This window comes from Achromobacter sp. Marseille-Q0513, assembly GCF_018195695.1.
GTDB lineage: Bacteria > Pseudomonadota > Gammaproteobacteria > Burkholderiales > Burkholderiaceae_B > Achromobacter.
Genome location: NZ_JAGTJY010000003.1, coordinates 15,669 through 33,417, shown reverse-complemented (window position 1 = coordinate 33,417; position 17,749 = coordinate 15,669). Strand labels below are relative to the sequence as shown.

Below are 17,749 nucleotides of genomic sequence, written 5' to 3'. Positions count from 1 at the left end.
TTCCGCGCGGTGCCTGGCACCGCCGACCATCACTCCGGCCGCACCACCAGCGTCGACACCTGCACATCCACCGCCGTCATCAGCTTGTGGATCGGGCATTTTTCCGCCACCGCCAGCAATTCGTCGATCTGGGCATCCGTCAGTTCGCCATGCAGCGTCAGCTTGGCGGTCAGGCGGTAGACCCCCTTGCGTTCCTCGCTGGCATCTCGCACCACGTCCACGCCCACCGATTCCAGCGGCAACCCCTTGCGCTGCGCGTACACCATCAGCGTCAGCGCCTTGCAGCCGCCCAGCGCGGTATCGAAATAATCGTGCGGGTCGGGGCCCTCGCCTTGCGGCTGCGGCATGGCCAGCGGCAGTTCATGGCCTTCGGCCGTGGCGGTGAATTGCAGGGTCTGGGGCGCATTCTGGCGCACGCGGATCGTCATGGACACATCTCCTGAAGGCGGCCGGCGCGACTGGGCCGGCTCTTGCCACGTTGTAGCACTACCTTTCCGGATAACCGGCGACGCGCCATGTTACTGACTGCAAGCTGAACTTCCTTGCCCCGCGCCGGTCGGATCAGATTCCGCAAGTTCTCCTGCCTACGAAGGGGGCCGCATGAGCGCCAGACAATTACTCGATCAACTGCTGCAGTCCGGCCAGGGACTGCTTTCCGACGCCGGCTCGCGCGTCCAGAACGCCACCGGGGGCAAGGGGTCGTCCTTCCTGACCGGCCTGGGCGGCGGCGCGCTGGGCGCGGGCGCCCTGGGGCTGCTGCTGGGCAGCAAGAAGGCCCGCAAGATCGGCGGCAAGGTCGCCATGTACGGCGGCATGGCCGCGCTGGGCGCGCTGGCCTACCGCGCCTATGGCGACTGGCAGCGCAAGCAGGGCGCCGAAGCCGCCGCGACGCCGCCGCAGACACTGGACCGCCTGCCCGCGCCGCAAGCCGAACAGCACAGCAGCGCCGTGCTGACCGCGATGATCGGCGCCGCCAAGGCCGACGGCCATATCGGCCCCGAAGAACGCGGCCTGCTCGAAACCGAACTCGCCAAGCTCTCTTCCGATGCCCGCGACCGCGGCTGGCTCGAAGCCGAACTGGCGCGCCCGCTGGATCCTGCGGCCATCGCCCAGGCCGCCTCCACGCCCGAAATGGCCGCCGAGATGTACCTGGCCAGCCTGCTGGTGGTCGACGAAGAAAGCTTCATGGAGCGCGCCTACCTGGACGAACTCGCGCGCCAGCTGAAGCTGCCGCCCGATCTCAAGCTGCAACTCGAACAGCACGCCAAGGCTCACGCCCAGACCGTCTGAACCCGAAGGGCCGCGCAAGGCGGCCCCTTCCGCATGCCGGCATCCCCTCGCGCCCCGTCCGGTCCGCCGCGTCCTGAGTGCCTAGGACCGCCCTCAATATCAGACTAGTCTCAGCTCTTCAGCCCTCAACTGCACCGGCTCTCCTGTCGTTATCTCTCATGACGGCGGCTCGCGTCCGCCCCGGAGAAAACGATGAAAGACCTGAAGGTATCCACCCGCCTGTTCGGCGGCTTCGGCATGCTGCTGGCGCTGCTGTGCGCCATCGCCGTGCTCGAGTCCCACAACACGCGCATCCTGCGCGACGGCATGATCGACATCGTCGAGGTCAACAACGAGCAGGCCAGGCTGGCGGCCGAGATGCGCGCCGCCGTGACGGACCGCGCGGTCGCCGTGCGCAACATCGCGCTGCTGCGCGATCCCAAGGCCATAGACTTCGAGGCGCAGCGGTTGAAGACACAGGAGCAGATCTACCGCGAGGACTACGCCAAGCTGGAGCAGATGCTCACGTCCAATCCCACCACGCAGCCTGAGGAGCTGGCGCTGCTTCAAGCGGTCAAGCGCGATGAGCTCAAGGCCATGCCGCTGATCGACAAGGCCGCCAGCCTGGGACTGGCCGGCGACCCCGCGGGCGCCATCGTCGTGCTGGTCCAGGAGGCCCGCGCGCCACAGGCGTCATGGCTCAAGGAGCTGGCCGCGCTGACCGCGCTGGAAACGCGCCTGAGCGACGAGGCGGCCGACGAGGCGCTGCGAGCCTCGGCCACGCTGCAGACGGCGACCCTGGTCGCGACCGTGCTGGCGCTGGCCCTGGGCGGACTGGCAGCATGGCTGATCACGCGCAGCGTGCTGCGCCAGCTCGGCGGCGAGCCGCGGCAGGCCCAGGAAATGGCACGCGAGATCGCCAATGGCAATCTGACGCTGAGCCTGCGTCCCACCGCCGGCGACGCGAACAGCCTGATCGCCTCGCTGGAGACCATGCGCGTGCAACTGAGCGCGACCGTGTCCCGCATACAGACCGCCGCCGACGCCATTTCCACCGCGTCGTCCCAGCTCGCGAGCGGCAATGCCGATCTCTCGGGCCGCACCGAAGAGCAGGCCGCATCGCTGGAGCAGACCGCCGCCAGCATGGAACAGCTGACGTCCGCCGTGAAACAGAACACCGAAAGCGCGCAGCAAGGCAGCGCGATGGCGCTGGCCGCCTCGCAGACGGCCGAGGCCGGCGGCCAGGCCATGCGGCGCATGATCGCCACCATGCAGGACATTGCGGCCAGTTCCGCCAAGGTCCATGAAATCATCTCGGTCATCGAGGGCATTGCCTTCCAGACCAATATCCTGGCGCTGAACGCGGCGGTGGAAGCCGCGAGGGCGGGCGAACAGGGCCGCGGCTTCGCGGTCGTGGCGGCGGAAGTGCGCACGCTGGCGCAGCGCAGCGCCACGGCGGCCAGGGAGATCAAGGCCTTGATCGAAACATCCAGCCAGCATGTGACGACGGGATCCGAGCTGGCCGCCGGCACCGGCGACACCATGGAGGAAGTCCTGGCCTCGGTGCGTCATGTCGCGGACATCATGGGAGAAATCGCGTCGGCCTCGCGCGAGCAAAGCACGGGCATCGACCAGGTCAACGTCGCGATCTCGCAGATGGATGGCGTCACGCAACAGAACGCGGCGCTGGTGGAACAGGCCGCCGAGGCCACGCGCAGCATGTCGGACCAGGCGCACGCGCTTCGCGAATCCATGTCGGTCTTCCGCAACGAGGACCTGTCCCCGCCCGCGCAGCACTCGACACGCCTGCTGCTTGCCGCCACATGAGCGCTGCCACCGCCTATCCGCGCAGCAGCACGATTCTCGGCGGACCGTAGTCCTCGCGATAGCACAGCCCCAGCATCAGGCCATCCAGCCGGGCGCAGCGCGCCACGAAGCCCCGGCCGGCGAAGTCCAGCCCGATGTCCACGGCCCCGCCCTCTTCGGCGACCTGCCGCGTCCAGGCGATCGCCATGCGCGGCAGGGCATGCAGCAAGCCCAGCCCCACGCACTTGGCGCAAGCCTCGCGCGCGACCCAGCCCGCCAGGAACTCCACCGGCACATGGTCCCGCCGCGCCACCCAGGCGCCCAGCCTGTGCCGCCGCGCCGCCAGATCCGGCCGGTCGAGCCGTTCGATATCGATGCCCACGTACTTGCGGTTGGCGTACAGCGCGGCCTGCACGCCGCCGCTGTCGCTCAGGCCGAACCCGGCCGTGCCGGGCAGATAGGGCTTGCCCAGGCGCGTGCGGGCCGGCGCCTGCGCCGGCCGGGCGCCGAGCACCACGGTGAGATCAAGTCCCGATGAGGGCGCGGTCATGGGTGCCGGTGGCGATCAGGCTGCCGTCCCGCGCCGCCACCGCGCGGGCATCGAAGCGCAGCGCGTTGCCGAACATGGCCTGCACCGTGAGCGTCAGGCGCACGGCGCTGCCCGGATGCGCGGGCGCGACGTGCTTGACGCTCACGGCCTGGCCGACCGAACGGCAACTGCCGTCGCCCGCTCGGCGTATGCACTCGGTCGCATAGGACTCGATCCAATAGACGATGACCGGCGTGGCCAGCACATCCATATCGCCGCCGTAGTTCAAGGACAGGGCGGCCGCGTCCACCTCCCAGGTCTTCTCGAACTGCTGCCCCGCGCGAAACAAGGCCTGCGCCTGCGTCATGGCTCGCCCCTAAGCCTGTTCCAACGCGGCCAGCGCGCGGCGCGCGTCGCCGAAATGGTCCTTCAGCATGGAGATCCAGCGCTCCAGCCCGAAGGCCACGCAGCTCGTATGCGCGAATTCGCCGTTCAGGCGGATCTCGAACTTCTCGCCGAAATAGTTGCGGTGATAGTTCAGCGAAGACACGGCATGTCCGTCGAACACCAGCTCGCGCTTGGTGGGCGTCAACGCCGATAGCCGGGCCACCGGGCTGCCGGAATCGAAGAAGGGATCGTTGGCTTCCTCGCAATCGGCGCGGATGCCCAGCTGCGCGAACAGCGAGAACACGCGATCGTAGCCGGCCTCCAGATGCGCCTGCGCACCCTCGGCCGTGCCCAGGTACACGTATTCCTTCATGGTGAAGTTGAAGGCGCGATAGCTGTCCAGCGCCTTGTCCTCATGGCGGAAGCAGCGCGCGATGCAGGACTCCACCCGCGCGCCGTCCAGCTGCTGGCCCTTCAGGCCCAGGTAGATCTTGTAGCAGGTGGCGGGCAACAGGGCCACGTCCGCATTCAGCTGCTTGAAGTCGGGATCGAGCTTGCGCTGGCCGCGCGCGAAGCCCAGCAGTTCGCCTTGCTCGATCGAACACATGACGCAGGTCAGGTGCGGGAAATTGCGCACATAGCCGAGCGCGTTGATCTCGTCCAAGGCCAGCAGGCTGTCGAATTCGGTGGTCGCGTCCGGCGCGACCGAGAATATGCTGTCCAGCTTGGCCTGCAGGACGTTCTTCACCTGGTGCCACTGCTTCTCGATAATCACGATGCGATCTCCTTCGGGTGGATGCGCTCAGGACGTCAGGTCCGCCAGCACCTGCCTCACGGTGCGGACGGCGTGCGTGTCCTTGCAGGACGTCCCGCAATACAGCGCCATGTCCTCGATCTGCCCTTCGGTCTGGGCAGTGGGCACGGCGACGCTGTAGCGCAGGATGGGGTAGCGTTTTCCGAAATAGTGGGCAAATCCAATGACGCCGGCCGACAGCTCGCCGTCACAGCTGCGGTTGCGGATGACCCGGTGGCGGTGCGTGTGCCAGCCGATGCTGAAGCGGTCGGTGACCACGGTGTCGTCCGGCCGGGCGTCGACGATCGCCTGCTTGTAGCGCGCGTGCGCCGCCGATTCCTCGGTGGCGGCGAACACTGTGCCGCACAAGGCGCCGGCATAGCCGGCGTCCAGCGCCAGCCGAAGCTCGGCGGCATTGCTGATGCCGCCGCTCAGGAACCCCATCCGGCCGCCCGCCAGCAACTGCGCCGCCTGATCCAGCGCCTGCGTCCGCGTCAGCGCGCCCAGGTGGTGACCGCCCGCCTCCACGGTCTGCAACACGCCAAAGCGCAGCCCCGCATCGAACGCGGCGTCCAGATCATCGCGCGTGCCGACCTGAGCGCCATAGTCCATGCCGGCGGGCAGGCTGCGCAGCACGCGCGCCTCCGGCAGGCCGAAGAAGGTCACCACCGGGCGTTCCGGCCGGTCGGCCAGGCAGGCCAAGCGACCGAGCAGTTGCTCGGCATCCAGAACGAAGGGCACGAAGTTCACGCCGAAACGCGCCGACGTGAGCGTCGCGGTCCGCGCCAGCAGTTCGCGGATCTCGCCTTCTTCATGGCGGTACAGGCCGATCATGCCGAACCCGCCGGCCTCGCAGACCGCCGCGGCCAGCTCGGGCTGCGCCACGCCGCCCATGCCCGCCTGCAGCACGGGCAGGCGGGCGCCGAACAGGGCTTGAACCTCCGGTCCGCTCAGGACGCTTGCCATCGCCATCCTCCTACAGCGCGGCCAGGTCCAGGCCGGCGACCAGGCCCTGCTTGCCAAAGAAGGCCGCGCTGCGCTTGAACCACTGCTCGTGCACGGCCTTGCGCGCCGGGTGCGCGCGCAGCGCGTTGCGCATCGCATGCCCGTTGCGAAAGCCCAGCGGTCCGTGGACATCCGCGTCGTCATACACGGCCGGGTTGTACATCAGGCTGATGAAATAGCGGAACATGCTGGTCACCATGCGGTCTACGTCGGCGCGCGTGGCTTCAGGGTCGGCGCTGCGTTCCAGCGCCAGCCGGTAGAGCCTGGGCACCATCTCGCGGCCGAACGAGACATGCCGCGATTCGTCGACGTGGTGCTCGTAGTTGACCTGCTTGAGGATGTCGGTGATGCCTTCGGTGGTGCCGACCTTGTGGTTGTAGTAGTCGACGAATTCTTCGAAGATCAGCGTGCTGGCGAACATATACAGGTCCTCCAGCTCGGGGCTGTCCGCCTGCTCCGGTCCTTGCAGCTGGATCGCCGGATAGATCTTGCCCGCGTAGTCCAGGCAGGCCTTGGCGAAGTACCACATGTGGAAGTTCTCTTCGCCCATGAAGACGTGCAGGTACTCCGACACGTCGGCGTAGCGCGGCTCGTAGATGCAGCGGCTGACGAAGCCCAGCACGCCCTTGATGCCGTGCACATTGAGGCTGAAGAAATTGACCGCCTCCCATTTGCTCAGGCGCACCCGCTGGCCGGCGTCCAGCTGGTCCTGGTAGGGCGTGCCGTAAGTGGTCAGCAGGTCCTCGCTGCACCAGGGCTGGTCCTCGGGGATGCGCTCGGGCCAGGTGAAACGCTCGTAGGGGTCGTGCGTGCGCCCCTTGGACAGCGTCATGAGGCGGCCGATTCTGGCGTAGTCGATATCCATGGCATGACGCTCCCGGCTAGCTCTGCGCGTGGACGAAGCGCACGATCGCGTCCACCGTCTTCAGGTCGTCCACGGTGATCGCGCCCGACACGTCGCGCCCGGTCAGCTCGCCCAGGAACATGATGAAGTCCAGAAACTGCATGCTGTCCAGGATGCGTTCCTCGATCAGGTTCTTTTCCTTGATGCCATCGACGGCCGCATTGCGGTTCTCCTTCAGCCAGGCGATCACCTCGGACTCGGTATTGTTCAGCGTCAACGTGGACATGTTGGCTCCGTGATTTGGGGATGGGAACGGCGTCACAGCTTCGCGGCGGACAGCAGGCAGAAGCCGCTGCTCTCCTGCCGCAGCACGGCCTGTCGCTCGAAGCCGGCCGCGGCGATCAGCGCCTGCATGTCGCCCACGGTCCAGCTGCGGCCGCCGTCCCACAGCGCCAGCGCCGACAGGTTGTGCAGGGTGGTGAACTGCGGCGCGCGCCGGTCTTCCGACAGGAAGTAGCCCTGTACCAGCAACGTGCCGCCGGCGCGCAGCGCCCGCAGCGCGCGCGCCAGCATCGAACGGCAGACCCCGGCGCTTTCCTGATGCAGCACGTTGGAGAACAGCAGCGCGTCGGCATCCGCGCCGAACTCGTCGTGGCGGTAGTCCGCCACCCGCGCCGTGACGCGCTCGGCCAGGCCGGCGGCGCGCGCCGTCTCGCGCGTGATGTCCACCACCGGCGCCAGGTCCAGGATCTCCGCCCGCGCCTCGGGACGCGCGGCGCACAGCGCGATCGAGTACGTGCCCGCGCCGCCGCCCACGTCGATCAGCCGGCGCACGGGCAGGTCCTTCAGCGCCTCGGCGAATTGCGGTCCGGAACGCGCGGCGAATTGGTGCATGCCCAGGATGAAGTCGCGCATGAACTGCGGATCCTCGCCCAGCCACTTGGCCTGATTGTCGACCGCCGCCCCCTGCCGCACCGCCTCGGCCAGCTGCGCCCAGGGCCGTTTCCAGCGGTCCATGATGCGGATCCAGCTGAGCAGCGACTCGGAACTGTCCTCGGTCAGGAAGCGCGCGCTCAGTTCACTGTTGCCGTAGCGGCCGGCTTCGCAAACCAGCAGCTTCTGCGCAACCGCGCAATCCAGCAAGCGCTCCAAGGCTTCGGCGGGACATCCCAGCTCGGCGGCCAGATCGGCGCAGCTGCGCGCCTGGGCCAGGCGCTGCGGGATGCCCAAGTCGGCCAGCGCATAGAGCGGCTGTCCTTCCCAGTGCCCGAACGCCAAACGGGAAAACGCCATGAAACTCACATCCATCGATTCCCTCCTGATTCAACGGCGGCCGGTAAGGCCATGCGGATGAATACGCGGCGGCTCGGGTACGAGCCGCGCGCCAGTGGTCAGGACGCGAACGCGGAAGGCCGGATAGAGATTGGGCCGCGAACGCCGTCCCGGGAGTGACAGCGATACAGCGGTGGCGACTAAAAGGCGTCGCCGGAGTCTCTTTAATAAGGTCCATTTTATGGACCATTAATTTATATTTTGTTTGATCGCATTCTATACCCTCGCAGATAATAGGCAATAATAAATTTCACATGACATATTTAAGTCCATTACATGGACCAATACGTTGTTTGAACAGGAGGCGTGCATGGACTGGAGCATGGCGGCGCTGCTGGCGGGCGCGGGCGTACTGGGCGGAGCCATCAACGCGCTGGCGGGCGGCGCGACCCTCATCACCTTCCCCGCCATGGTCGCGGCCGGACTGCCGCCCGTCATCGCCAACGCCTCCAGCGCGGTGGCGATATCGCCGGGCCACATCCTGGCCGCGCTGGCCGACCGCGAAAACCTGCCCGCGCCCGATCGCCGCTTCTGGCTGCTGTCCGTGGCGACGACGGCGGGCGGCGCGCTGGGCGCCTTCGTCCTGCTGGCGATCCCGCCGGCCTATTTCATCCTGCCCGTGCCGGCGCTCATTGCCTTCGCCACGCTGCTGTTCGCCTTTGCGCCGCAAGTACAAGCCTGGAGCGCGCGCCGGCGCGGCGCGCAGGCGCAGGAGCGCGCCGCGCGCGGCGTGCTGCCGATCGCGCTGGCATCGGTGTATGGAGGCTTCTTCGGCGCCGGGCTCGGCGTCATCCTGACCGCGGTGATATCGATCACCGACCCCGGCAACCTGCGCGCCATCAAGTCACTGAAGAACCTGCTGGCCACCTTCGTCACCGCGGCGGCCATCGTCATCTTCATCGCGCAGGGATCGGTCCACTGGCCCGCTACCCTCTGCATGCTGGCGGGCGCGTTGCTGGGCGGATACCTGGGCGGCTACCTGATCCGCGTGCTCCCCGCCCAGGCCGTGCGCCTGTTCGTCATCGTGACAGGCGCCGTGATGACGATCATCTACGCGGCGCGTTACTGGTTCTAGGCCGCCGCATCCTCTGCCGGCAGCCATTCCTCGAGCGTGACCTCGAAGGTCATGCAGATGGGATTGGCGCCCGGCACGAACGGCCCGCCGTGCACTTGCCCCTGCGGATCGGCGACCACGCCCGACAGCGACGCCGTCAACGAGCCGTCCGGCTGCGCCCGCACCTCGCCGGCGAGACTGACGATCTCGACCGCCGGCCCGGACACATGGCGATATCCGCCATCGCGGGTGTACAGGCAGGCATCCACCAGGCTGCCCAGCGCGCCGCGCACGAAGGCGTTGCGAAAGCCCTCGGCCAGGCAGAGTTTTTCCACACCCTGCACCAGATCTTCGTTGGGTCCGATGCGGGCGTAGGCCACGCGGCCCATGCTGCCGCTTTCGACATCAGGCATGTCCATGGTCACCCGTCCCTTGGGGCTGCAATAGCCGCAGATTGGTTTCGGCGTCATAGGTGGCGCGCAGCTCGAAGCCTTCCAGTGACGTCACCAGCACCGGCACCGGCCGCTCGCCGACGATGGTGGTCTGGGGCACGATGTGTCCGCCCAGCGGCGCGCCCGTCTCGTCGCAGAAGGCCGCGTGGCAATGCACCAGCGGCGCGCCGGCATCGGTCTTGCCCAGCGTGGCGTTGCCGAAAATGAGATAGGCGGCGCCGGCCGAGATGGGCGCGGTATAGGCCACCACCATCCGGTGCTGCGGATCGGGCGGCGCGGTGCAATAGTCCAGGTGGCGGAAGCCCCCGCCCAGGATGGTCATGGACGCATTGGCGATGCCGGCCTCGGCCAGCGTGTCGACCATGGCGTCGAACAGGGAAGCCCCCGGCCTGAGCAGCAGCCGCACGTGGCGGCCATGTCCGGCGCAGCGGCTGTGTATGCGGACCGGGTTGAAGGCACCCGGGTGTATCAGCGTTCTGGGACGGGGCGGCGCTTGTACTCCCCGCAACGAACGATCCACGGTGGTGTATCGCATGGTCTGGTCTCCGTGCGCTTGTGGCGCAATGAATGAAACCTGGGCAATGACAAACTCAGTGCATGGCGGGCAACATGCCGGCCGCGGTGAAGCCGCCGTCCACGCAGATGACCTGCCCGGTAACATAGCTGGATTTGGACTCGTCGAGCAACCAGCCGATGGTCCCATTCAGCTCTTCGGGCGCGGCATAACGATGCTGTGGCACCACCCGGCGCCAGGCGGCGCGCGCCTGCTCGGTATGCATCTGCCCCACCAGCGGCGTTTCGATCGGCCCCGGCGCCACCGCGTTGACGCGGATGCCGTATTCAGCCAGTTCGACCGCCATCACCCGCGTCAGCGTCACCACCCCGCCCTTGGACGCGCCGTAGGCCGCGCGTCCGGCATTGCCGCGTATGCCCGACACCGAGGTGATGTTGACGATGGAGCCATGGCCGCGCTTGCGCATGCGGCGCGCGACCTCGCGCGCCACGACGAAGGACCCCACCAGGTTCACCTCCAGCATGCGGCGCAGCGCCGCGGTCTCGGTGTCCAGGAACGGCAGATCCTGGCCGATGCCGGCGCTGTTGACCAGCCCGCCTATCGGTCCGAAAGCGCTCTCCTGCCGCGCCAGCGCATCCACGACCTGCGCTTCGTCCGACACATCCAGGCGCACGCGCGCCAACTTCTCGGGCGGCGCGATATCGCCCATGCCGTCCAGCCGCTCCTGCGACAGGTCGGCCGCCAGCACCCTGCGTCCGGCGTCCAGCAGACCCCGAACCACCGCCAGGCCGATGCCCGACGCTCCTCCTGTTACCAGCACTGCCTCCTGCGTCGTCTCCATGATTGCGTCTCCTTGCCCGCGAGGGCTTTTTTTATCTGCACTTCCTTGCCTGTAGTAATTCCTTGTCCGTACTTCCACGCATCAGCGCGCCAGCTCCGGCGCGCGGTCCAGGCAGCCGCGCTCGTACAGCGCATCGCGCACCAGCTTCTTCGTGACCTTGCCGTAGCCCGAGCGCGGCAACTCGTCCCAGAAAAAGATGTGGCGCGGCAGCTTGTAGCGCGCCATGCGCGGCGCCATCCAGGCCAGCAGCTCGTCCTCGCTCAGGTCGTGCCCGGCCCGCAGCACGCAGACCATGACGCCGGCCTCGCCCCAGGTCGGATCGGGCACGCCCAGCACCGCGCTTTCAGCAACGGCCGGGTGTGTCAGCACCTTTTCCTCGACCTCGCGCGGATAGATGTTCGAGCCGCCCGAGATGTACATATCGGATTGCCGGCCGGTGATGTAGACGAAGCCCTCCGCATCCATGTAGCCCAGGTCCCCGGTGCGGAACCAGCCATCGCGGAAGGCCTTTTCGTTGGCCTGCGGATTGGCGTAGTAGCCCGCGAACACCGCCGGACCGCAGACGCAGATCTCGCCCGGCTGGCCGGGCTCCAGCTGCCGGCCGCTGTCGTCCTGGATGCTGACCTGCATGCCCGTGCGCTCGATGCCGCACGTGCCCAGGCGCGCGCCGGGCGCGTCCGCCGCCTCATGCAGGGCCGGCGGCAGCACGGTGATATTGCCGGTGACCTCGCCCAGGCCGAAGTACTGCACCAACACCGGCCCCAGCTTTTCCAGCGCGCGCTTCTGGTCTTCGCGGTACATGGGCGCGCCGGCATAGATCACGTAGCGCAGGCTGGAGTGATCCCAGGCGTCGACGGCCGGATGCTCGACCAGCATCTTGACGATGGTGGGCACGGTGAACATGTTGCTCACCCGATGGCGCTCCACCAGCTGCCAGATCTCCTCGGCGTCGAAGCGCGTGGACGCCGGCAGCACGGTGCAGGCGGCGCGCGCCACCTGGGTCAGCAGATGGATGCCGGCGCCGTGCGACAGCGGCGCCACGGCCAGGCTGACGTCCTGCTCGGTCGTGCCCGGCATGAGGTCGCACAGATGATTGGTGACCACGAAGGCCATCTGCCCATGCGTCAGCACCGCCGCTTTCGGCCGCCCGGTGGTGCCGGACGTGAAGAAGAACCAGCAGGGATCGTCATGCTCCACATCGACGCAGGCCGGCGCGGCGCCCCGCTGCGCCGCGATCAGGTCCGCGACCTCGGGCGCGGCGAAGCCTTCCGGCCCCAGCCTTGCCAGCAGCGCCAGCTGCGGCATGGCCCGCGCCACGGCCTCGGCGTGGTCGGCATAGTCGCCCTGACACAGGAAGACCTTGGCGCCAGATGCCTGCGCCAGATAGGCTGCCTCGTCCGGCGCGATGCGGAAGTTCGTCGGCACCCAGACGGCGCCCAGACGCAGCGTGGCAAAGAGCGTCTCGACGAATTCAAAGCTATTGCGCGAATGCACCAATACGCGGTCGCCCTTGCCCACGCCATGCGCTGCCAACGCCCGGGCCAGCGCCGCGCTGCGGGCATCCAGCTCGCGCCAGCTGAGCGTCGCCTCGCCGCAGATCAGCGCGTGCCGCTCAGGATGCCGGCGCGCCGCCTGCACCAGGAAATGGGCCAGGTTCATCACCCGGCGCGACACCGGCGCGACGCCGCCTTCCGGCAGATGTGCAGCAGGTCCGCTCATTTGGCGCGCTCCAGGATGCTGACGTAGTTGGCCACGGCCGCGCCGCCCATGTTGAACACGCCCGCCAGCGCCGCGCCGGGAATCTGCATGCCCGCGGCCTCGCCCGCCAGCTGCATGCAGGCCATCACATGCATGGACACGCCCGTGGCGCCCACAGGATGCCCCTTGGCCTTGAGGCCGCCGGACGGGTTCACCGGCAGGCGCCCATCCTTCTGCACCCAGCCTTCGCGCAGCGCCTTGTAGCCTTGCCCGCGCGGGGTCAGGCCCATGGCCTCGTACTCGATAAGTTCGGCGATGGTGAAGCAGTCGTGCGTTTCCACCAGGCTCAGGTCGTCCAGCACCAGCCCGGCCTGATCCAGCGCGGCGCGCCACGCGCGCGTCGCGCCCTCGAATGCGATGGGGTCGCGGCGGCTGAGCGGCAGGATGTCGTTGACTTGCTGCCGCGCGCGGAACGCGATGGCGCGCCGCAAGTCCGGCAGCAGATCCGCATCGGCCAGCACCAGCGCGGCCGCGCCATCGGAAATCAGCGAGCAGTCCGTGCGGCGCAGCGGCGCGGCCACGTAGGGGTTGCGCTCGCTCACGGCGTTGCAGAATTCAAAGCCCAGGTCCTTGCGGATCTGCGCATAGGGGTTGTCCACGCCGTTGCGGTGGTTCTTCGCCGCGATGCGGGCCAGCGCCTCGCTCTGGTCGCCATGGCGCTCGAAATAGGCAGAGGCGATGCGGCCGAACACGCCCGCGAAGCCGCCCTCGATGTCGGCCTCCTCCTTGCGGTAGCTGGCGTTGAGCAGGATATCGCCAACCTCGGACGTCGGGCGCGCGCTCATCTTCTCGGCGCCGACCACCAGGGCGACGCGCCCACGGCCCGATTCGATGAAATCCATGGCCGTGTACAGGGCCGCGGATCCGGTGGCGCAGGCGTTCTCCAGCCGCGTCGCCGGCACGTGCGCCAGGGCGGGATGCGCCAGCGCCACCAGCGCGCCCTGGAAGTCCTGTTTCTGGAAGCCGCTGTTCATGACGCCGACGTAGATGCCGTCGACTTCCTCGGCGGCGAAGCCGGCATGGTCCAGGGCCGCGCCGGACACCCGGGCCATCAGGCTCTCGGTGTCCGGATCGTCGAGTTTGCCGAAGGGGATGTGCGACCATCCCGCAATCACGGCACGCTTGCTCATTGCTGTCTCCTCAGGATGCAGCCCCGTTCCCGCCGGCGGCGGAATCAGGACTTGGGCTTGGGGACAGGCGGGCGCGCGCGCGCCTCCCTCCCCCCGGGACTGGCCTGCGCCAGCAGGCGTTGGGCCTCGCGCGACAACAGCTTGGCCAACTGGAACTGTCTTTCCTCGTCCATGCGCGACTCCACCGCGGCGATGCTGAGCGCGCCCAGCACCTGTCCCTGCTCGTCGCGCAGCGGCACGCCGAGGCCCCAGGAGCCGGGCACCACCAGCCCCTGGTTCAACGAGTAGCCGCGTTCGCGAGACTCGTCGACCAGCGCGCGGATCAGCGGCACCGAATAGTGCGGATAGCGCCGCGCGATCAGCGCCGCGTTGGCCTGCAGGCAGGCATCGACCTCGTCATCCGGCAGCGCGGCCAGGATCGCCAGGCTGCCCGCGCCCACGCCCAGAGGATGGCGGTCGCCCGGCAGCAGCACGTGGGTCTTGAGCGGATAGTCGCCGTCCTCGCGCAGCACGCAGACGGCGAACACGTCGCGCCGGATGGAAAAGAAGGCGGAATCACCGCATTCATGCGCCAGCCGCGCCACCACCGGCGCCGCCAGGCGGTTGATGCCGAAACGCTCGCTGGCGACATTGCCCAGCACATGGCATTCCGGTCCCAGGAAGTAGCGCCGGCTGACGGGCTCCTGCTCGACCATGCCTTCGGCGGCGAGCGCGGCCAGGATGCGATGCACGGTGGGCTTGCTCAGGCCGGTATCGCGCGTCAGCGCCAGCAAGCCGGCGCCGTCGCCACGGGCGCGCGACACGCCGCGCAGCACCTGCATGGCGCGCGCGATGGCCTGCGCTCCGCCCACCTGGGTCGACACTTCCGCCACATCGTCTCCGTGGATTTGTTCTTCGATATTATTCTTTGGTCCATTTTGTGGACCATTATTAACTGTCTTCTTTTTCATCACACGCCCATTCTATTGGTTTACGCAGCAGAATCAATATGATTTAATGAATTTAAGAGTTGTACCTAGGTCCATATTTTGGACCTCATGCAAAGATAAAGCAAGAAGCCGGAAACGGCGCCTTACCCGCCCCGCTCTCGACAGCGGGCCGGCTCTCATAACCAAGGAGACAGCATGAATACCACTCGACGCAACCTGATGCGCGCCGCGGGAGGCGGCGCGCTGCTGGCGCTGGCGCCGTTCCAGAAAGCGCTGGCGGCCCCTGAGTTCCGCTACAAGTACGCCAACAACCTGCCCCCGTCGCACCCCATGAACCTGCGCGCCAACGAAGCCGCGCAGAACATCGCGCGCGACACGGGCGGACGCTTCGAACTGGCCGTGTTCCCCAGCAGCCAGCTGGGCTCCGACACGGACACCCTCAGCCAGCTGCGCGCGGGGGCCGTCGAGTTCTTCACCTTGTCCGGACTGATCCTGTCCACGCTGGTTCCCGCCGCCTCCATCAGCGGCGTGGGCTTCGCCTTTCCAGACTACGACGCCGTCTGGAAGGCCATGGACGGGGAACTGGGCGCGCACGTGCGCCGCGAGATCAACGGCAAGGGCCTGTTCGTGATGGACCGCATCTGGGACAGCGGCTTTCGCCAGGTCACGACCAGCAACCGCGCCATCGCGGGTCCGGACGATTTCCGCGACCTGAAGATCCGCGTGCCGGTCAGCCCGCTGTGGACCTCGATGTTCAAGGCGCTGGGCTCGTCGCCGGCCAGCATCAACTTCAACGAAACCTATTCCGCGCTGCAGACCCGCGTGGTCGACGCGCAGGAAAACCCGCTGGCCATCATCCAGACCGCCAAGCTGTATGAGGTGCAGAAGTACTGCTCCATGACCAACCACATGTGGGACGGCTTCTGGTTCCTGGGCAATCGCCGTGCCTGGGAAAAGCTGCCGGCCGACATCCGCGAGGTCGTGGCCAAGCACATCAACGCCGCCGGCATGGCCGAGCGCGCCGACGTGCTGGCGCTGAACAACCAGCTGCAGGCCAAGCTGGCGGAGCAGGGCCTGGCCTTCAACACGCCCCAGCCCGAACCGATCCGCGAGGCGCTGCGCAAGGCCGGCTTCTACGCATCCTGGAAGGAAAAGTACGGCGACAAGGCCTGGGCCCTGCTCGAACAGGCCGCCGGGAGGCTGTCATGAAGGCAGCGGCGGCGCACGCCGCGGACCTGCCGGGCCACAGTCCGCCGGCCGGCGCCCGGCAGCCCTGGGCCGTCGCGCTGGACGGCGCGCTGGGCCACCTGGTCGAAATCCCGGCGGCCCTGCTGGTGGTCGCCGAGATCATCATCCTGTTCTCCGGCATCGTCGCCCGTTACGTGCTGCACACGCCGCTGGTGTGGTCCGACGAACTGGCGTCCATCCTGTTCCTCTGGCTGGCCATGCTGGGCTCGGTCATTGCGTTCCGGCGCGGCGAACACATGCGGATGGCCGCGCTGGTCAACCGCGCCTCGCCCGCGACGCGGGCCATGCTGGACATGGTGGCGGTGGCCGCGGCGCTGGCCTTCCTGCTGATGCTGCAAGGGCCGGGCTTCGAGTACGCGTCCGAGGAACGCTATGTCACCACCGCCGCGCTGGAGATCCCCAACGTGTGGCGCGCCGCCGCGCTGCCGGTGGGCACGGCGCTGATGATGCTGATCGCGCTGCTGCGGCTGGTCGAGCATGGCCAGTGGCGCACCACGGGCCTCGCGCTGCTGCTGGTGGGCGGTGTGGTCGCCCTGATGCTTGCGCTGCAGCCCGCGCTGGCCGGACTGGGCAATGCCAACCTGCTGATCTTCTTCGTCGGCATCGTCGCCGGGTCCGTGTTCGCCGGCGTGCCCATCGCCTTCGCCTTCGGCCTGGCGACGTTCGGCTACCTGTCGCTGACCACCGACCTGCCCATGATGGTGGTGGTGGGCCGCATGGACGAAGGCATGTCGCACCTGATTCTGCTGGCCGTGCCGCTGTTCGTGTTCCTGGGCGTGCTCATCGAAATGACCGGCATGGCGCAGCGCATGGTCGCGTTCCTGGCCAGCCTGCTCGGACACGTGCGCGGCGGCCTGTCCTATGTGTTGATCGGCGCCATGTACGTGGTGTCCGGCATCTCCGGCGCCAAGGCCGCCGACATGGCCGCGGTGGCGCCGGTGCTGTTCCCGGAAATGCGCAAGCGTGGCGCCAGCGACGGCGATCTGGTGGCGCTGCTGTCAGCCACCGGCGCGCAGACCGAAACCGTGCCGCCCAGCCTGGTCCTGATCACCATCGGCTCGGTCACCGGCGTGTCGATCACGGCACTCTTCATCGGCGGGCTGCTGCCCGGCCTGGTGCTGGGCGTGATGCTGTGCCTGGTGGTGTGGTGGCGCCATCGCCATGTCGCGCCCTTCGCCACGCGCAAGGCCACCGGCCGCGAGATCGGTCGCGCGCTGGTGGTGGCCCTGCCCGCGCTGGCCCTGCCCTTCGTGATCCGGGCCGCCGTGGTCGAGGGCATCGCCACGGCCACCGAGGTCTCCACCATCGGCATCGTCTACGCGACGCTGGTCGGGCTGCTGATCTACCGCTGCTTCGACGCGAAGCGGCTCATGCCCATGCTGGTGGACACGGCCTGCCTGTCGGGCGCCATCCTGCTGATCATTGGCACGGCCACCGCCATGGCCTGGGCCCTGACGCAATCCGGCTTTTCGACGCAGCTGGCGACCCTCATGGCCGGCCTGCCCGGCGGCGCCACGACGTTCATGGCGGTATCCATCGTCGCCTTCATCATCCTGGGCAGCGTGCTGGAAGGCATCCCGGCCATCGTGCTGTTCGGCCCCCTGCTCTTTCCGATCGCGCACCAGATGGGCATCCACGAAGTGCACTATGCGATGGTGGTGATCCTGTCCATGGGCATCGGCCTGTTCGCGCCGCCCTTCGGCGTGGGCTACTACGCGGCCTGCGCGATCGGCCGCGTGGCGCCGGAGGAAGGCGTGCGGCCGATCATGGGCTATCTGGCCTCGATCGCCGTCGGCATCGTGATCGTCGCGACCGTGCCGTGGATATCGACGGGCTTCCTCAAGTAAAGCCCGGGGCC

The 17,749-nt window shown here is 67.9% G+C and carries 19 protein-coding genes; 5 read left to right on the top strand and 14 right to left on the bottom strand.

Translation table 11 applies throughout. From position 1 onward, the window contains the following. Positions 1–29: 29 nt before the first annotated feature. Positions 30–428 (bottom strand): OsmC family protein, encoded by a 399-nt coding sequence (locus KDH83_RS01470; protein ID WP_212312342.1) that lies wholly within the window; start codon positions 426–428, stop codon positions 30–32. A gap of 172 nt (positions 429–600) precedes the next feature. Between KDH83_RS01470 and KDH83_RS01465 the strand changes: the two genes are divergently transcribed. Next, entirely contained in the window at positions 601–1,290 is a 690-nt protein-coding gene (locus KDH83_RS01465; protein WP_212312340.1) for a tellurite resistance TerB family protein, read from the top strand. Positions 1,291–1,482: 192 nt separating this feature from the next. Continuing rightward, complete coding sequence (locus KDH83_RS32825; RefSeq protein WP_212312338.1) at positions 1,483–3,096, top strand: methyl-accepting chemotaxis protein; 1,614 nt, start codon at positions 1,483–1,485, stop codon at positions 3,094–3,096. 13 nt (positions 3,097–3,109) lie between these two features. Here the strand turns inward: KDH83_RS32825 and KDH83_RS01455 are convergent, their stop codons facing one another. Genes KDH83_RS01455 through KDH83_RS01425 form a run of 7 tightly spaced genes read right to left on the bottom strand, consistent with a single transcriptional unit; the run spans position 3,110 to position 7,941 of the window. Continuing rightward, complete coding sequence (locus KDH83_RS01455) at positions 3,110–3,625, bottom strand: hypothetical protein (protein WP_212312335.1); 516 nt, start codon at positions 3,623–3,625, stop codon at positions 3,110–3,112. After that, on the bottom strand, positions 3,600–3,971 hold the full coding sequence (locus KDH83_RS01450; protein ID WP_212312333.1) for a hotdog domain-containing protein: 372 nt from the start codon (positions 3,969–3,971) through the stop codon (positions 3,600–3,602). The genes KDH83_RS01455 and KDH83_RS01450 overlap by 26 nt, the downstream gene beginning before the upstream one ends. A gap of 9 nt (positions 3,972–3,980) precedes the next feature. Continuing rightward, positions 3,981–4,766, bottom strand: coding sequence for a hypothetical protein (locus KDH83_RS01445; protein ID WP_212312331.1), 786 nt, complete (start codon positions 4,764–4,766; stop codon positions 3,981–3,983). 27 nt (positions 4,767–4,793) lie between these two features. Further along, positions 4,794–5,750 carry a nitronate monooxygenase gene (locus KDH83_RS01440; protein WP_212312329.1) on the bottom strand — a complete coding sequence of 319 codons (957 nt, stop codon included), beginning with the start codon at positions 5,748–5,750 and terminating at the stop codon, positions 4,794–4,796. 10 nt (positions 5,751–5,760) lie between these two features. After that, positions 5,761–6,654, bottom strand: coding sequence for a diiron oxygenase (locus KDH83_RS01435; protein ID WP_212312327.1), 894 nt, complete (start codon positions 6,652–6,654; stop codon positions 5,761–5,763). 16 nt (positions 6,655–6,670) lie between these two features. Further along, positions 6,671–6,919 (bottom strand): acyl carrier protein, encoded by a 249-nt coding sequence (locus KDH83_RS01430; RefSeq protein WP_212312325.1) that lies wholly within the window; start codon positions 6,917–6,919, stop codon positions 6,671–6,673. Between the two features lie 32 nt (positions 6,920–6,951). Then, positions 6,952–7,941 (bottom strand): methyltransferase, encoded by a 990-nt coding sequence (locus tag KDH83_RS01425; protein ID WP_212312323.1) that lies wholly within the window; start codon positions 7,939–7,941, stop codon positions 6,952–6,954. 334 nt (positions 7,942–8,275) lie between these two features. On the opposite strand from KDH83_RS01425, the gene KDH83_RS01420 reads away from it, so the two are divergent. Next, complete coding sequence (locus tag KDH83_RS01420) at positions 8,276–9,040, top strand: sulfite exporter TauE/SafE family protein (protein WP_212312321.1); 765 nt, start codon at positions 8,276–8,278, stop codon at positions 9,038–9,040. Here the strand turns inward: KDH83_RS01420 and KDH83_RS01415 are convergent. The 6 genes from KDH83_RS01415 to KDH83_RS01390 form a co-directional block, all read right to left on the bottom strand. Next, entirely contained in the window at positions 9,037–9,438 is a 402-nt protein-coding gene (locus KDH83_RS01415) for a PPC domain-containing DNA-binding protein (RefSeq protein WP_199770970.1), read from the bottom strand. The two genes, KDH83_RS01420 and KDH83_RS01415, sit on opposite strands and share 4 nt — an antisense overlap. After that, positions 9,425–10,006, bottom strand: coding sequence for a DNA-binding protein (locus KDH83_RS01410; protein WP_249204753.1), 582 nt, complete (start codon positions 10,004–10,006; stop codon positions 9,425–9,427). Before KDH83_RS01410 ends, KDH83_RS01415 begins: the two co-directional genes overlap by 14 nt. A gap of 55 nt (positions 10,007–10,061) precedes the next feature. Then, a complete protein-coding gene (locus tag KDH83_RS01405; protein ID WP_212312319.1) occupies positions 10,062–10,826 on the bottom strand; it encodes an SDR family oxidoreductase in 765 nt (254 codons plus the stop codon). An 81-nt stretch (positions 10,827–10,907) separates the two neighbouring features. Then, positions 10,908–12,545: an acyl-CoA synthetase gene (locus KDH83_RS01400; RefSeq protein WP_212312318.1), complete on the bottom strand. Its 1,638-nt coding sequence runs from the start codon at positions 12,543–12,545 to the stop codon at positions 10,908–10,910. After that, on the bottom strand, positions 12,542–13,714 hold the full coding sequence (locus KDH83_RS01395) for an acetyl-CoA acetyltransferase (protein WP_212312317.1): 1,173 nt from the start codon (positions 13,712–13,714) through the stop codon (positions 12,542–12,544). Before KDH83_RS01395 ends, KDH83_RS01400 begins: the two co-directional genes overlap by 4 nt. Before the next feature lie 44 nt (positions 13,715–13,758). Beyond that, positions 13,759–14,586, bottom strand: coding sequence for an IclR family transcriptional regulator (locus KDH83_RS01390; RefSeq protein ID WP_349291589.1), 828 nt, complete (start codon positions 14,584–14,586; stop codon positions 13,759–13,761). A 252-nt stretch (positions 14,587–14,838) separates the two neighbouring features. Between KDH83_RS01390 and KDH83_RS01385 the strand changes: the two genes are divergently transcribed. Together KDH83_RS01385 and KDH83_RS01380 are read left to right on the top strand one after the other, a co-directional pair. Next, positions 14,839–15,852 (top strand): TRAP transporter substrate-binding protein, encoded by a 1,014-nt coding sequence (locus KDH83_RS01385; RefSeq protein ID WP_103272398.1) that lies wholly within the window; start codon positions 14,839–14,841, stop codon positions 15,850–15,852. Then, complete coding sequence (locus KDH83_RS01380; protein WP_212312315.1) at positions 15,849–17,738, top strand: TRAP transporter large permease subunit; 1,890 nt, start codon at positions 15,849–15,851, stop codon at positions 17,736–17,738. The genes KDH83_RS01385 and KDH83_RS01380 overlap by 4 nt, the downstream gene beginning before the upstream one ends. Positions 17,739–17,749 lie beyond the last annotated feature (11 nt).

Coding starts and splice junctions, on each gene's coding strand:
- KDH83_RS01470 (WP_212312342.1), bottom strand. CDS start 428: ATGACGATCCGCGTGCGCCAGAATGCGCCCCAGACCCTGCAATTCACC.
- KDH83_RS01465 (WP_212312340.1), top strand. CDS start 601: ATGAGCGCCAGACAATTACTCGATCAACTGCTGCAGTCCGGCCAGGGA.
- KDH83_RS32825 (WP_212312338.1), top strand. CDS start 1,483: ATGAAAGACCTGAAGGTATCCACCCGCCTGTTCGGCGGCTTCGGCATG.
- KDH83_RS01455 (WP_212312335.1), bottom strand. CDS start 3,625: ATGACCGCGCCCTCATCGGGACTTGATCTCACCGTGGTGCTCGGCGCC.
- KDH83_RS01450 (WP_212312333.1), bottom strand. CDS start 3,971: ATGACGCAGGCGCAGGCCTTGTTTCGCGCGGGGCAGCAGTTCGAGAAG.
- KDH83_RS01440 (WP_212312329.1), bottom strand. CDS start 5,750: ATGGCAAGCGTCCTGAGCGGACCGGAGGTTCAAGCCCTGTTCGGCGCC.
- KDH83_RS01435 (WP_212312327.1), bottom strand. CDS start 6,654: ATGGATATCGACTACGCCAGAATCGGCCGCCTCATGACGCTGTCCAAG.
- KDH83_RS01430 (WP_212312325.1), bottom strand. CDS start 6,919: ATGTCCACGTTGACGCTGAACAATACCGAGTCCGAGGTGATCGCCTGG.
- KDH83_RS01425 (WP_212312323.1), bottom strand. CDS start 7,941: ATGGATGTGAGTTTCATGGCGTTTTCCCGTTTGGCGTTCGGGCACTGG.
- KDH83_RS01420 (WP_212312321.1), top strand. CDS start 8,276: ATGGACTGGAGCATGGCGGCGCTGCTGGCGGGCGCGGGCGTACTGGGC.
- KDH83_RS01415 (WP_199770970.1), bottom strand. CDS start 9,438: ATGGACATGCCTGATGTCGAAAGCGGCAGCATGGGCCGCGTGGCCTAC.
- KDH83_RS01410 (WP_249204753.1), bottom strand. CDS start 10,006: ATGCGATACACCACCGTGGATCGTTCGTTGCGGGGAGTACAAGCGCCG.
- KDH83_RS01405 (WP_212312319.1), bottom strand. CDS start 10,826: ATGGAGACGACGCAGGAGGCAGTGCTGGTAACAGGAGGAGCGTCGGGC.
- KDH83_RS01400 (WP_212312318.1), bottom strand. CDS start 12,545: ATGAGCGGACCTGCTGCACATCTGCCGGAAGGCGGCGTCGCGCCGGTG.
- KDH83_RS01395 (WP_212312317.1), bottom strand. CDS start 13,714: ATGAGCAAGCGTGCCGTGATTGCGGGATGGTCGCACATCCCCTTCGGC.
- KDH83_RS01385 (WP_103272398.1), top strand. CDS start 14,839: ATGAATACCACTCGACGCAACCTGATGCGCGCCGCGGGAGGCGGCGCG.
- KDH83_RS01380 (WP_212312315.1), top strand. CDS start 15,849: ATGAAGGCAGCGGCGGCGCACGCCGCGGACCTGCCGGGCCACAGTCCG.